Raw genomic sequence first — 12,220 nt, 5'->3', positions numbered from 1 at the left:
CTTACAACACCGCCATCTTCTGCAGCTCGATGAGCCGCGCGATTCCCTTCCTGGCAAGCGCGAGCAGCGCCTGGAACTCTTCCTCGCTGAAGGGCGCGCCCTCGGCCGTGCCCTGAATTTCGACAATGCCGCCACTGCCGGTCATGACGAAATTGGCGTCCGTGCCGGCCGCAGAGTCCTCGGCATAATCGAGATCGAGCACGGGCACGCCTTCGCAGATGCCGCATGAAACGGCTGCGACATGATCCTTGAGCACGCGGTCTATCGTGATCATTTGCCGTGCCTGCATCCAGGCAAGGCAGTCGTAAAGGGCGACGAAGCCGCCAGTGATCGCCGCCGTGCGCGTGCCGCCGTCCGCCTGCAGAACATCGCAATCGACCGTGATCTGCAACTCGCCAAGTGCCGTAAGGTCAACCACTGCGCGCAGACTGCGGCCGACCAGGCGCTGAATCTCCAGCGTGCGTCCGCTCTGCTTGCCGCTGGCGGCTTCCCGCCGCGTACGCTCGCCCGTGGCGCGTGGCAGCATGCCGTATTCGGCGGTTATCCAGCCCTTTCCGGAGTTGCGCAGCCAGGCGGGCACCTTTTCTTCGAGGCTGGCAGTGCACAGCACATGCGTATCCCCGAAACGGACGAGGCATGAGCCTTCAGCGTGCTTGGACACGCCCCGCTCGAAGCTGACTGCGCGCATCTCGTCTGGCTGGCGTTTCGATGGTCGCATAGGCTAGGCGTCTCCCGGTTCGGTGCTGGTGCTCGTCGGCGGCTTTTAGCCCTCCTTCTTATTCTACGCAAAGGAAAATCCTGGCGGGGCAACGGCTCCACAGTTGTGTTCTCCGCGGGGCCGCTTATACTTTTCGGCAGGAGAAGGACGAGCCATGACGAAGCCCGTCACCGACCAAACTCTGCAAAATCTGGACGCGCGCTCACGCGACATTTTTCGCCTTATCGTGGAAAGCTATCTCGAGCACGGGGAGCCGGTCGGTTCGCGCAATCTTTCCCGCCTTCTGCCGACCAGCCTTTCGCCCGCCACGGTGCGGAATGTGATGAGCGATCTGGAGCAGCTCGGGCTCATCTATTCGCCGCATGTCTCGGCCGGGCGGCTGCCGACGCAGCAGGGGTTGCGCTTCTTCGTGGACGCCTTCATGGAGATTGGCGACCTTTCGGAAGCGGAGCGGAATGTCATAGATGCGCAGATCAAGGCTTCCGGGCAGGCCCATTCGCTGGAGCATCTGCTTACGGAAGCCAGCCAGATGCTTTCCGGCCTTTCGCGCGGGGCCGGTCTGGTGATCGCCGCGAAAACCGAAGCGCCCCTCAAGCATATCGAGTTCATCCAGCTTGAGCCGAGGAAGGCGCTCGCGATTCTCGTCATGCAGAATGGTGATGTCGAGAACCGTGTCATCGACCTTCCAGCGGGAGTCACGGCGGCGCAGCTTGTCGAGGCGTCCAACTATCTGAACGCGCATATCCGCGGCCGCACCCTTGCGGAGGCCCGGGCTGAAATGGCCCGCCTCAAGGAGGAGACGCGCGCTGCGCTCGATACGCTTTCCCAGTCGCTCGTGGAGCAGGGTCTGGCGATCTGGGCTGGTGCGGAGGGGGATATTCCGGCGCGGCTCATCGTGCGCGGCAGGGCCAAGCTGCTCGAAAATGTCAGCGCTCAGGCCGATCTTGAGCTTCTGCGCCACCTGTTCGAGGATCTGGAGACCAAGGAGGCGCTGATCCAGCTTCTGCAGCTCGCGGAAGAGGGGCCCGGCGTGCGCATCTTCATCGGATCGGAAAACAAGCTCTTCTCGCTCTCCGGCTCGTCGCTGGTGGTCGCCCCCTACAGGGACGAGCAGGCGCGCATCGTGGGCGCGCTCGGCATCATCGGTCCTACACGGCTCAACTATGCGCGGATTGTCCCGATGGTGGACTACACGGCACAGCTCGTAAGCCGCATGCTGCGGTAGGAACCGTGGCCTGGGCGGGCACCGTTGCCTGCCCGTTATTGTCTGAAAACCAATGGATTGAGAGGAGAGGGATATGTTTGGCCTGATTGGCAAGATGCGTGCCGTACCGGGACAAAGGGACGCGCTGATCGCGATTCTGCTGGAATCGACCACCCAGATGCCTGGCTGCCTCAGCTACATCGTGGCCAAGGACGAGGCCGACGTGGATGCGATCTGGGTCACGGAGGTGTGGGATAGCGAGGACAGCCACCGGGCTTCGCTCTCCCTGCCGCAGGTACAGGCCGCCATTGCCAGGGCGCGGCCGATGATCACCGGGTTCGACAGCCATATCCGTACGGCGCCGGTTGGCGGGGTGGGGCTCGGTGGCTGAGCACCCCTTGATTTTGCTCCCCCGAACATCGATATCCGGCGCGGTTTAGCAATCAGACGGTATGAGCAGGGAATGAGCACGCATCCCAAGGACGAGAACGCACCCGAGAATGTCGCGCCCGAGGAGCAGGCCCCCGAGGCGGCCGAATCCACCGCGGGTGAGCAGAACGAGGCCGGCGTTTCCGAGGAAGACGTCCTGGTGCGTCTGGCCCGGGAGAATGAGGAACTGAAGGAGCGGGCGCTGCGGCTTGCCGCCGATATGGAGAATTTGCGCAGGCGCACCCAGCGCGACGTGGCGGACGCGCGCGCCTTCGGCATCACCAATTTCGCGCGCGATATGCTCACTGTAACGGACAATCTGCAGCGCGCGCTGCAGGCCGTCAGCCAGGAGGCGCGGGACCAGGCCGGGCCGGCGCTGAAGGCGCTGGTGGAAGGCGTGGAGATGACGGAGCGCGCCATGCTCGCCGCTCTGGAGCGCCACGGCGTGCGGCGCATCGATCCCGAGGGAGACAAGTTCGACCCGCATTTCCACCAGGCGATGTTCGAGGTCGAGAACCCGAATGTGCCCGCCGGCACAGTCGTCCAGGTGGTGCAGGCAGGCTACATGATCGGTGAGCGTGTTCTAAGACCCGCCATGGTGGGCGTGTCCAAGGGCGGCCCTAAGGGGCAGGATGCCGCGGCGGAGGCGCCCGCGCAGGAAGACACGCCGGCCGAGGAGAACAACGCCGAGGGTCCGGCGAACTGATCGTGTCGCCAGGGCGGCCGGAAGCCAGCGCGCAAAGTGACTTCGCGCCGCCCGCCCTGTGAAGCCAAACAGGCCTTACACTCCCGCCAGCGCCTGCTCGATATCGGCCAGAAGATCGTCCGCATTCTCCAGCCCCACGGAAAGTCGCAGGGTGCCGGGATTGATTCCAGCTTCCAGGCGGGCTTCCTCCGCCAGGTTCTTGTGCGTCGTGGTGGCCGGATGGGTAATCAGGCTCTTGGCGTCGCCCAGATTGTTGGAGATGCCGATGATGTTGAGCCGGTTGGAGAAGGCAAAGGCGCTCTCCTTGCCGCCCTTGACGTCAAGGCAGATCAGGGTGGAGCCGCCCTTCATCTGACGTTTGACGATGTCGGCCTGCGGGTGGTCCGGCCTGCCGGGATAGACCACGCGGGCGATCTTCGGATGGTCGGCAAGATAGTCGGCAATGCGGGAAGCGCTTTCCATCTGCCGCTGCACGCGAATAGGCAGCGTCTCCAAGCCTTTGAGCAGCGTCCAGGCATTGAAGGGCGAAAGGCTGGGGCCAGTGTGGCGGAAATAGTCGTGCAGATGCTCGTCGATCCAGGCCTTGTCGGAAAGAATGATGCCGCCCAGGCAACGGCCCTGGCCGTCGATGTGCTTGGTGGCCGAGTAGACGACCACATGCGCGCCGAGCTCCAGTGGCTTCTGCAGAATAGGCGTAGCAAAGACGTTATCGACCACCAGCCGGGCGCCAATGCTGTTCGCAAGCTCGGCGATTGCCGCGATGTCGCAGACCTCCAGCGTAGGGTTCGTCGGGCTTTCGAGGAAAAAGAGCTTGGTGTTCTTGCGCACCGCGCCTTCCCAGGCATCGATGCTTCGCCCGTCCACCAGCGTGGATTCAATGCCATAGCGCGGCATTAGCGTTTCGATGATCCAGCGGCAGGAGCCGAAGAGCGCGCGGGCCGCCACCACGTGATCCCCCGCCTTGAGCGAACAAAGCAGCGCGGCGGCGACGGCGGCCATTCCCGAGGCCATGGCACGCGCATCCTCGGCGCCCTCCAGTGCGCACATGCGCTGCTCGAGCATGTCCACCGTGGGATTGGCGTAGCGCGAATAGATGAAACCGGGCTCCTCGCCCTTGAAGCGCGATTCAGCGGCCTCCGCGCTCTCGTAGACGAAGCCCTGCGTCAGATAGATCGCCTCGGAGGTTTCGCCGAAGGACGAGCGCAGGGTGCCGCCATGCACAAGGCGGGTTTCGTCTTTCCAATCGTCGCGGAATCTCTTCATCATCGCTCTTTCCCATCATCATAAAAACGGCCGCAAAAGCCGGTCCGAGGGAACGAGCGCGGCCTTTTAGCGACTTGTTTAACGTGGCTGCAAGCCGACCGGCCAAATCACCACGGGATAAGCCCTCTTTAGACGGTGGTTTTACTTGCGTCAATCGCAAGGCGCATTCATGGTCCGGCAGGCATTGCACGGAGGAAAGAGTTGGCGAAGGCGGGCATCCTGCCGGATACGGAAATCGAGGCGCTTTTTGAGAAGGGCGCGCTTGCCGCGGCGCTGCCGCTCGACCCTGACCAGATTCAGCCGGCCAGCCTGGATCTAAGGCTCGGCGATGTTGCCTACCGCGTGCGCGCGAGCTTCCTGCCTGGCCCTGGCTGCCGGGTGGCCGACAAGCTTGAGCGGCTGAAGCTGCACGAGATCAGGCTTGGAGAGGGCGCGGTGCTGGAGACGGGCTGCGTCTATATCGTCCCGCTCATGGAAAGCCTGGCGCTGCCCGTGGATGTTTCCGCCTCGGCCAATCCTAAAAGCTCCACGGGCCGCCTCGATATCTTCACCCGCGTGATGACAGATTACGGTCCCGAGTTCGATAAGATCGCGGCGGGGTATCGTGGTCCGCTCTATCTCGAAGTAAGCCCGCGCACCTTCCCGATCGTCGTGCGGCCCGGCTCGCGACTGTCGCAGATCCGTTTCCGCCGCGGCAATTCCCAGCTGTCGGGTGACGATCTTGCCGCGTTGCATGCGCGTGAGACGCTCGTTGCGGCCGAGCAGCCGAACATCTCCGGCGGCGGCATTGCGCTTTCCATTGATCTCGAGGGCGGGCCGGGCGGACTCGTCGGCTATCGCGCCAAACATCACACGGGGCTCATTGATGTCGACCGGAAGGCGGCCTATGCCGTGACGGATTTCTGGGAACCGCTTTACAATTTCGGCTCCAGGGACCTCGTGCTTGACCCGGATGAGTTTTACATCCTGGTTTCCCGCGAGGCGGTACATGTGCCTCCCTCCCATGCGGCGGAAATGACGCCCTTCGACCCGCTGGTCGGGGAGTTCCGCGTTCACTACGCCGGTTTCTTCGATCCCGGTTTCGGCCATTCGGCGGCGGGAGGCACGGGAAGCCGCGCGGTACTGGAAGTGCGCAGCCACGAAGTGCCCTTCATCCTGGAGCATGGGCAGATCGTCGGCCGGCTGATCTATGAGCGCATGAGTGCGGAGCCGCGCACGCTTTACGGCACGGACAGGAAGTCCAACTACCAGGGACAGGCCCTGAAACTGTCGAAGCATTTTCGCGCGCCCTGAGGGGCGGCGAATCCGGCTTGGGAAGGCTGCTGTGCGGCCTCTTTCCTTCTTGTCTAGGCTCTTCCTCCTCGTGTAAGAAGAGAGCCGCTCCGTACGGCGCGGGCGTAGTTCAGTGGTAGAACGTCAGCTTCCCAAGCTGAATGTCGTGGGTTCGATCCCCATCGCCCGCTCCAGATTTCTTCAAGAAATTCTTGGTTCCGGATAACACCTCGCGGCGCGAGTGCTAGCTATTCACGCCGGCAGCGAGATGGCCGACGTGGCGAGACGTTCTAGGCAGGTCCCCGGGATGCAACCTGAATCGGGGCGGCGGCATTCACCGGTAAAATAGCGGAGTGCGCGTTGCTGCTGGATACTCACCAGAACCCGATAGGGATCAACGCGGCCATATTTCTCGTCGCAAGCTGCGCCGTCTGGTGGGGCGGAACACGGCTCACGCTTCATGTGGACCGGATCAGCCACCTGACGGGGCTGGGGCAGGTCTTCGCCGGCATGCTGCTTCTGGGGGTGATCACGTCCCTGCCGGAGGTGGCCAACGTGATCACGGCCTCATCGATCGGCAATCCGGCCCTCGCCCTGAACAATCTCCTTGGCAGCGCAGCCATCAACATTTTTCTTCTGGCCATCGGCGACACGCTCGTGCGCGCCGGCGCCCTGACATCGGTGGTCGCCAGCCCCTCCACGCTCATGATGAGCGTGCTTTGCATCCTGGTGCTCATCATGATCGCCATTGCCGTCACGGTGGGCGATGTCCGGTTTCTTGGCGTGGGCGTCTGGAGCGTGAGCATCACGGCCGTCAGCGTCGGCTCTTTCTGGCTCGCGTCCGGCTATGGGCACCGCAGCTCCTGGACGGTGAGCGACGAGGCGGAAGATGTGCGCGATAAAACGAAGAGCGAGGCCGTTCTTCAGGAATCGCTTCGCGCTGCGATCTGGAGGGCAGGCGGCCTAGGGCTCGTGATCTTCCTAGCGGGTTATGCGCTGTCGCAGACCGGGGATGCGATCGCGGAACAGTCGGGCCTCGGCTCCGGCCTGGTCGGATTTGCACTGATCGGCATCGCGACTTCGACGCCGGAACTCAGCACCGTCGTGCAGTCCGTGCGCATCCGCCGCTACGAAATGGCTTTCGGCCAGATTCTGGGGACGAACTTCGTCAATCTCTCGCTCTTCGTGCTTGCGGACGCGGTTTATGCGGGGGGCCCGGTGATCGGCGAGCTGGGGCAGTTCGAGGTGCTCTCGGCACTCATCGGCGCGGTGCTCATTGCCATATTCCTGATCGGCCTTCTAGAGCGGCGCGACGCCACCCTGGGCGGCGTGGGCTACGACTCGCTCACGGTGATCCTCGCTTTCCTGTTCGGGCTGGGGCTGCTTGCCTTCCACGGCTAGGCCCTCGCCTTCGATCGTGACGCTGCCGGCGCGCCGGATAGCTTGACTTTCTCCTCCCGAAGGCCCACCTCTGATACATGTACAAGACTGCGCGCCATTTCCTTACGTTTTACAGGGTGTGCCCCATCGCGGGCACTTGACCCCCGGCCAGGTCGCGTCGCGCGCCCCGGCCGCGGGGCAATAACAGGCCAGTCTCCCGCACCGCGGGAAAGACGAGGCCGGGTACGCGACACAGTTCCCGACACAAGAACACAATAACTCGACCGCATCGGCGCAAAGGATGCGCTGAGAGGCAGTTTTCAAGGAGGCGTGAGATGGTTTCTGAGACGAAGAGACGGCGTAAGCCCGCTATCAAGATTACACGCACCGACTATGAGAGGCTGACGCGGCTCGCCGAGTCCCATATGGCGAGGAACCCGGAAGTGGCCGAGCAGCTTCTGGCGGAACTCAACCGCGCGCATGTGGTTGCCGACGCGGTGATCGCGGACGACGTCGTCCGCATGGGATCGAGCCTGCGGTTCAAGACTGACACGGGAGAAGAGCGCGACGTGACGCTGGTCTTCCCCGGCGAGGCTGATATCGCCGAAGGCAAGATTTCGATTCTCACCCCGATCGGGGCCGCGCTGATCGGCCTCTCGGCCAGTCAGTCCATCGACTGGACTGCCCGCGACGGACGTGCCCATCGGCTCACCGTGATGAGCGTGAAGGCACCGGCCAGTGTCGCGGCCGAGCACACCGATGTCGAACTCGGGGCGGTGGTATGACGAGGGCCATTCCGCCGCCGTGCCGCCTGTCTTTGTTCGGGGGCTGCCTCATCGCAGGCTTCTAGCCCCTGCTCCGCACGCGCGGGCAGGGGATTCTCCAATTCGTTTCAACGTAACGGCTCCCGCGATGGAGCGATGGAGAACTGCGATGCCGAACGAGAAATGCATCCTCACCACTAAGGACTTCACCATCCTCGAAGTCATGCGCGACCGCTGCCCCGACCCGGACGATGCTCTTGCGCGGCTCCTGAAAAGAAAGCTTGAGAGCGCGGTTGTCATGTTCCGTGACGATGTGCCTGAGAACGTGGCCACCTTGAACAGCCGCGTCACCTTCAGCGTGAATGGCCGCGACCCGGACACGCGGATAATCTCGCACGACCAGATGAACGCGCCCGTGGGCCTGTTCCTGCCGATCACCATCCTGCGGGGGCTCGCGCTCCTCGGGCTTTCGGAAGGCCAGGAAATCAGCCTGATCAATTATGACGGGGCGGAAGAGCGGATCAGGCTCGAGAAAGTCTGCTACCAGCCCGAGGCAGCACGGCGCGAAAAGCAGGCGGTGGATCGGCTTGCGGAACCAGCGCGCGGGAGACCGAAGCTGAGGCTGATCCGCGGCGCGGCGCAAGATCGGCCGCAGCCAATGCATGCTGGTCCGGACGGCTTTGACGATCCCGGTCCGTCGGCCGCGTAGGGCCGGACGGGCATTTTACGGCAGCCGGTGGCTCGCTCCCCCTGGAGCGGCTAGAGCCTGCACGAGCGGATTTGCGCGTCGTAGGTCTGGGCCATGGAGGCAGCTTTCTGTGCCGCGCGCTGTATGGCCGGATTGCCTTTCCAGGAGCCGTTGGCGTAGCCGCTGTGCCCGGAATAGTAGGCAAGATAGAGATTGTAGGCGTCGTTCAGCGCGATCCCGTTCCGTTCGTGGCTGCGACGGTGATACCATCCAACGAAGTCGATCGCGTCCGCGAAATTGCTGCGCCTGGCACCGTAACGGCCCGTCGCGCGCTTGTATTCCTGCCAGGTGCCGTCGAGAGCCTGCGAGTAGCCATAGGCGCTTGAGGGGCGCTTCCAAGGGATGAAGCCGAGCAGTTTCTTGCGTGGCGGCCTCGCATTGCTCTTGAAGCCGGATTCCACCCTGATGGTCGCCATGAGGACCGATACCGGAACGCCATAGGCGCGTTCGGTGCGTTTGGCGGCGTTATACCAGTTGTTGAACCAGCCATCCCGCTGTTGGAAGACGGCACAGGCGTTGTTGATATTGCGGGGCGCGGTGGCGCATCCCGCAAGCGCCAGCAACAGGATCAGAAACACAGCACGCATATAAGACCTCGCCTTTGCGGCGAGGCCTATCGCGAAGTTCTAAAATTCCGCTTAAGGCGACGTTAATGATTCGAGCCGCGCCAAGCCTGCCAAGATGGCGGCGCGCCGGTCGTGCATAGCTGGCTCGCCGGACGGGAAAGCGGCCGGCCAAGGGCCGGTTCACATGGTCCGTTTTCTTCTCTTCAGGCCGCGTTTGAAGCCGGTGCTTGGGCGAGGAATGTGTGGATGGCGGCGGCGTCCCTGGTGCCGCGGATCTTCGCTGTCGTATCAGTGTCGCGCAGCACGCGCGCAATCCGCGACAGGGCCTTGAGATGGTCTGCGCCGGCCCCTTCGGGCGCCAGGAGAAGAAAGACAAGATCGACGGGCAGGTCGTCAAGAGAATCGAAGTCCACCGGCGTCTCCAGCCGTGCGAAGACACCCGTGATGCGCTGGATGCCCGGCAGCTTGCCGTGCGGAATGGCGATGCCATTGCCCACGCCGGTGGAGCCCAGGCGCTCGCGCTGCAGAATCGTGTCGAAGATTTCGCGCTCCGGAAGACCGGTCACCTCGGCTGCCTTTTCGGCAAGTAACTGCAAGACCTGCTTCTTGGAATTCGCTTTCAAGGCCGGCAGTATCGCCGAGACCTCGATCAGATCGCTCAGATCCATTTCCAGCATCCTCTGCTTCGGCCGCGCCCCAAACCCGGCGGAATGATCATCCGCCGCTGGCCACCGAGGGATCGATCCAGCCGATATTGCCATCGGCCCGCCGATAAACAATGTTCACCTGGTTGTTTCCGGCATTGCGGAAGACGAAAACCGGGCTGTCCTTCATGTCCAGCTCTTCCACAGCGGCAGCGACCGACATGGTTTTCAGCGGAAGCCGCGTCTCGGCCACCACGGTCGGTGCATAATCCTCCGGCACCTCGTCATCGTCGTCGGGAACCGGTGCGACCACGCGATAGGTCATATCGCTCTCCGCCACTCCATTGCCCCGGTGGGCGGGGCTATGCGACCGCAATCTGCGATTGTAGCGGCGCAGTCTTTTTTCGATGCGCTCGGCGGCGGCGTCGAAGGCGATCTGCGGGTCCTGCGCCTCACCGGTGGCCTGGAGAACGGCACCAGTGTCGAGGTGAACCGTGCAGTCAGCGGAAAAACGACTGCCCGCCCTCTCCTTCTCCACAGTCACGCGTCCGGAGAAGCCGCCATCGAAATATTTTTCCACTGCTTCGGTGATTCTGCTTTCGATCCGCGTCCGGAACGCGTCGCCTATGTCCATGTGCTTGCCAGATATGCGGAGGCTCATGGGAAAACGACCTTTCCTGGTCAGGGGTTCAACGTCCGAGAGTTTATACAGGTGACCCGCACGCACAAGGCTTCTAAGCGGTAAAACAGGGTACTCCGGCGTCTACTGCTGGCTGGGCTTCGGCCGCCACTAACCAGGAGATCGTGTCGCCGACCCAGCCGCTCATGGGGGCGGGCTTCTAGTGCTTCCGTCCGTGCTTGTCAATCGAGGGTGGTGAGGGATTCTGCCGCGCCCTGCAAACCACCCTTTATGCCACCGCGCCCGCCATAGCCTTCTTTTCGCGGCGCCGCTGCACCGAGGAGGGAATGTTCATGCTCTCCCGATATTTGGCGACGGTGCGGCGGGCGATATCCACACCTTCGCTGCGCAGCAGCTCCACAATGGCATCGTCGGAGAGCACGGACGAGGCGTCCTCCGCCTCGATCAGATCGCGGATGCGGTCTCGCACGGCCTCCGCCGAATGCGCGTCACCTCCATCCGCCGCGGCGATGGCCGTGGTGAAGAAGTAGCGCAGCTCGAAGACGCCGCGCGGCGTCATCATGTATTTGTTGGCGGCCACGCGGCTCACCGTCGATTCGTGCATGCCGATCGCCTCAGCCACGTCGCGCAGCTTGAGCGGGCGCAGATGGCGCACGCCATGCGTTAGAAAAGCATCCTGCCGGCGCACGATTTCGGACGTGACCTTGAGAATGGTGCGGGCGCGCTGATCGAGGCTGCGGACGAGCCAATTGGCATTCTGCAGGCACTCGGAAAGAAACAGCTTTTCCTCGCCCCTGGCGCGGGCGGACACGGTGGCGAAGTAGGTTTCATCCACCAAGACCCGCGGCAGCGCCTCCGGATTGAGCTCCACGGCCCAGCTGCCATCGGCGGACCTGCGCACGATGACATCTGGCACGATCGGGTCGGCCGTCCCGCTGGTGAAGGCTGCGCCGGGTCTGGGATCCAGCGTGCGGATTTCGGCCAGCATGTCCACCAGATCTTCCTCGTCGACGCCGCACAGCCGCTTCAGCGTTCGGAAATCGCGCCGAGCAAGCAGATCGAGATGGGAAAGCAGCGCCTGCATGGCGGGGTCCAGCCGATCTCGCGCCTTGAGCTGAAGGGCCAGGCAATCGGCAAGGTCGCGCGCAAACAGCCCCGGCGGATCGAAGGTTCGGCACGTTTCCAGGACGCGATCCAGCATCGCGCGGTCCGCGCCGGCGCGGAGCGCGATCTCGTCCAGGTCAGCGGCAAGGTAGCCCGCCTCGTCAAGCTCCTCGGTCAGCGCTTCGGCCAGAATACGGGAGGCGGGATCGTGAAAGGCGAAGGCGATCTGCTCGCGCAGGTGCTCCCGCAGCGTGACCGGCGCAGCCGCCACCGCTTCCAGGTTGAAGTCGTCATTGCCGGCCGCGGCAATCCCATTGCCGGCTGCCGACCGCCATTGCGCCGAGAGGTCCGGACCAATGGTCTCCTGCACACCGGGATCGTCGGGGAACAGGTTTTCGAGCGAGCTGTCGAGCCGCTCCGCCATTGAGGCGGCGCTATAGGGGAGAGCGTCGTACTCACCCCCTGTCCCCTCCAGCTCCATCTCGGCCTCGCGGTCGCCGCGTTCATCGCGCTCAAGCAGGGGATTGGATTCGATCTCGGAGGCGATGAACTGCTCCAGCTCGGTGTGAGTGAGCTGCAGTAGCCGGATCGACTGCAGCAATTGCGGTGTCATGACCAGCGACTGAGTCTGCCGCAGTTGCAATTTGGGGGACAGCGACATGCACGCTTCCTGAACGATACCCGCGCGGGGCAGATAAAACTGGCCTGGGATTTGCTTGTCAAGGAAGCGCGTCACGCTGGCGTCAATGGCAGTCGGAAAATCCGCATGGCGAGCCTGGGAA

The 12,220-nt window shown here is 63.4% G+C and carries 13 protein-coding genes, 1 tRNA gene and 1 riboswitch; of the genes, 8 read left to right on the top strand and 6 right to left on the bottom strand.

The annotated features are described in order from the left end of the window. Position 1 precedes the first annotated feature (1 nt). A complete protein-coding gene (gene rph, locus NYR54_RS06805) occupies positions 2–718 on the bottom strand; it encodes a ribonuclease PH (protein WP_261514852.1) in 717 nt (238 codons plus the stop codon). Between the two features lie 154 nt (positions 719–872). Between rph and hrcA the strand changes: the two genes are divergently transcribed. The 3 genes from hrcA to grpE all read left to right on the top strand — a co-directional run bounded on the left by hrcA (position 873) and on the right by grpE (position 3,057). After that, entirely contained in the window at positions 873–1,943 is a 1,071-nt protein-coding gene (hrcA, locus tag NYR54_RS06800) for a heat-inducible transcriptional repressor HrcA (protein ID WP_261514851.1), read from the top strand. Between the two features lie 73 nt (positions 1,944–2,016). After that, positions 2,017–2,313, top strand: a complete 297-nt coding sequence (locus NYR54_RS06795) for a putative quinol monooxygenase (RefSeq protein ID WP_261514850.1) — start codon at positions 2,017–2,019, stop codon at positions 2,311–2,313. A 72-nt stretch (positions 2,314–2,385) separates the two neighbouring features. Then, positions 2,386–3,057, top strand: a complete 672-nt coding sequence (gene grpE / locus NYR54_RS06790) for a nucleotide exchange factor GrpE (protein WP_261514849.1) — start codon at positions 2,386–2,388, stop codon at positions 3,055–3,057. A 75-nt stretch (positions 3,058–3,132) separates the two neighbouring features. Here the strand turns inward: grpE and NYR54_RS06785 are convergent, their stop codons facing one another. After that, a complete protein-coding gene (locus NYR54_RS06785; RefSeq protein ID WP_261514848.1) occupies positions 3,133–4,323 on the bottom strand; it encodes an O-succinylhomoserine sulfhydrylase in 1,191 nt (396 codons plus the stop codon). A gap of 43 nt (positions 4,324–4,366) precedes the next feature. Next, a riboswitch (SAM riboswitch) is annotated at positions 4,367–4,444 on the bottom strand. A gap of 77 nt (positions 4,445–4,521) precedes the next feature. On the opposite strand from NYR54_RS06785, the gene NYR54_RS06780 reads away from it, so the two are divergent. From NYR54_RS06780 to NYR54_RS06760, 5 genes are all read left to right on the top strand, one after another. Then, entirely contained in the window at positions 4,522–5,613 is a 1,092-nt protein-coding gene (locus NYR54_RS06780) for a 2'-deoxycytidine 5'-triphosphate deaminase (RefSeq protein ID WP_261514847.1), read from the top strand. Positions 5,614–5,711: 98 nt separating this feature from the next. Then, positions 5,712–5,786: transfer RNA gene (locus NYR54_RS06775), tRNA-Gly, on the top strand. 166 nt (positions 5,787–5,952) lie between these two features. Beyond that, a complete protein-coding gene (locus NYR54_RS06770; RefSeq protein WP_261514846.1) occupies positions 5,953–6,993 on the top strand; it encodes a sodium:calcium antiporter in 1,041 nt (346 codons plus the stop codon). A 314-nt stretch (positions 6,994–7,307) separates the two neighbouring features. Further along, the gene (gene rnk / locus NYR54_RS06765) at positions 7,308–7,757 is read left to right on the top strand and encodes a nucleoside diphosphate kinase regulator (RefSeq protein ID WP_261514845.1); all 450 of its coding nucleotides are present in this window, start codon (positions 7,308–7,310) and stop codon (positions 7,755–7,757) included. 148 nt (positions 7,758–7,905) lie between these two features. Then, positions 7,906–8,445 (top strand): GreA/GreB family elongation factor, encoded by a 540-nt coding sequence (locus NYR54_RS06760; protein WP_261514844.1) that lies wholly within the window; start codon positions 7,906–7,908, stop codon positions 8,443–8,445. A 50-nt stretch (positions 8,446–8,495) separates the two neighbouring features. Here NYR54_RS06760 and NYR54_RS06755 read toward each other — a convergent pair whose 3' ends face one another. From NYR54_RS06755 to rpoN, 4 genes are all read right to left on the bottom strand, one after another. Beyond that, positions 8,496–9,071, bottom strand: a complete 576-nt coding sequence (locus NYR54_RS06755) for a transglycosylase SLT domain-containing protein (RefSeq protein ID WP_261514843.1) — start codon at positions 9,069–9,071, stop codon at positions 8,496–8,498. 182 nt (positions 9,072–9,253) lie between these two features. Then, positions 9,254–9,718 (bottom strand): PTS IIA-like nitrogen regulatory protein PtsN, encoded by a 465-nt coding sequence (gene ptsN / locus NYR54_RS06750; RefSeq protein ID WP_261514842.1) that lies wholly within the window; start codon positions 9,716–9,718, stop codon positions 9,254–9,256. A 46-nt stretch (positions 9,719–9,764) separates the two neighbouring features. Then, entirely contained in the window at positions 9,765–10,355 is a 591-nt protein-coding gene (gene hpf / locus NYR54_RS06745) for a ribosome hibernation-promoting factor, HPF/YfiA family (protein WP_261514841.1), read from the bottom strand. A gap of 247 nt (positions 10,356–10,602) precedes the next feature. Further along, complete coding sequence (gene rpoN, locus NYR54_RS06740) at positions 10,603–12,099, bottom strand: RNA polymerase factor sigma-54 (RefSeq protein WP_261514840.1); 1,497 nt, start codon at positions 12,097–12,099, stop codon at positions 10,603–10,605. Between the last annotated feature and the right edge of the window lie 121 nt (positions 12,100–12,220).

This window comes from Chelativorans petroleitrophicus, from assembly GCF_025398195.1.
Lineage (GTDB): Bacteria > Pseudomonadota > Alphaproteobacteria > Rhizobiales > Rhizobiaceae > Chelativorans > Chelativorans petroleitrophicus.
This window is presented reverse-complemented; position numbering and strand designations above follow the sequence as displayed.

Bases quoted from the DNA above. Each gene is read 5' to 3' on its own strand.
- rph (WP_261514852.1), bottom strand. From the start codon at position 718: ATGCGACCATCGAAACGCCAGCCAGACGAGATGCGCGCAGTCAGCTTC.
- hrcA (WP_261514851.1), top strand. From the start codon at position 873: ATGACGAAGCCCGTCACCGACCAAACTCTGCAAAATCTGGACGCGCGC.
- NYR54_RS06795 (WP_261514850.1), top strand. From the start codon at position 2,017: ATGTTTGGCCTGATTGGCAAGATGCGTGCCGTACCGGGACAAAGGGAC.
- grpE (WP_261514849.1), top strand. From the start codon at position 2,386: ATGAGCACGCATCCCAAGGACGAGAACGCACCCGAGAATGTCGCGCCC.
- NYR54_RS06785 (WP_261514848.1), bottom strand. From the start codon at position 4,323: ATGATGAAGAGATTCCGCGACGATTGGAAAGACGAAACCCGCCTTGTG.
- rnk (WP_261514845.1), top strand. From the start codon at position 7,308: ATGGTTTCTGAGACGAAGAGACGGCGTAAGCCCGCTATCAAGATTACA.
- NYR54_RS06760 (WP_261514844.1), top strand. From the start codon at position 7,906: ATGCCGAACGAGAAATGCATCCTCACCACTAAGGACTTCACCATCCTC.
- NYR54_RS06755 (WP_261514843.1), bottom strand. From the start codon at position 9,071: ATGCGTGCTGTGTTTCTGATCCTGTTGCTGGCGCTTGCGGGATGCGCC.
- ptsN (WP_261514842.1), bottom strand. From the start codon at position 9,718: ATGGATCTGAGCGATCTGATCGAGGTCTCGGCGATACTGCCGGCCTTG.
- hpf (WP_261514841.1), bottom strand. From the start codon at position 10,355: ATGAGCCTCCGCATATCTGGCAAGCACATGGACATAGGCGACGCGTTC.
- rpoN (WP_261514840.1), bottom strand. From the start codon at position 12,099: ATGTCGCTGTCCCCCAAATTGCAACTGCGGCAGACTCAGTCGCTGGTC.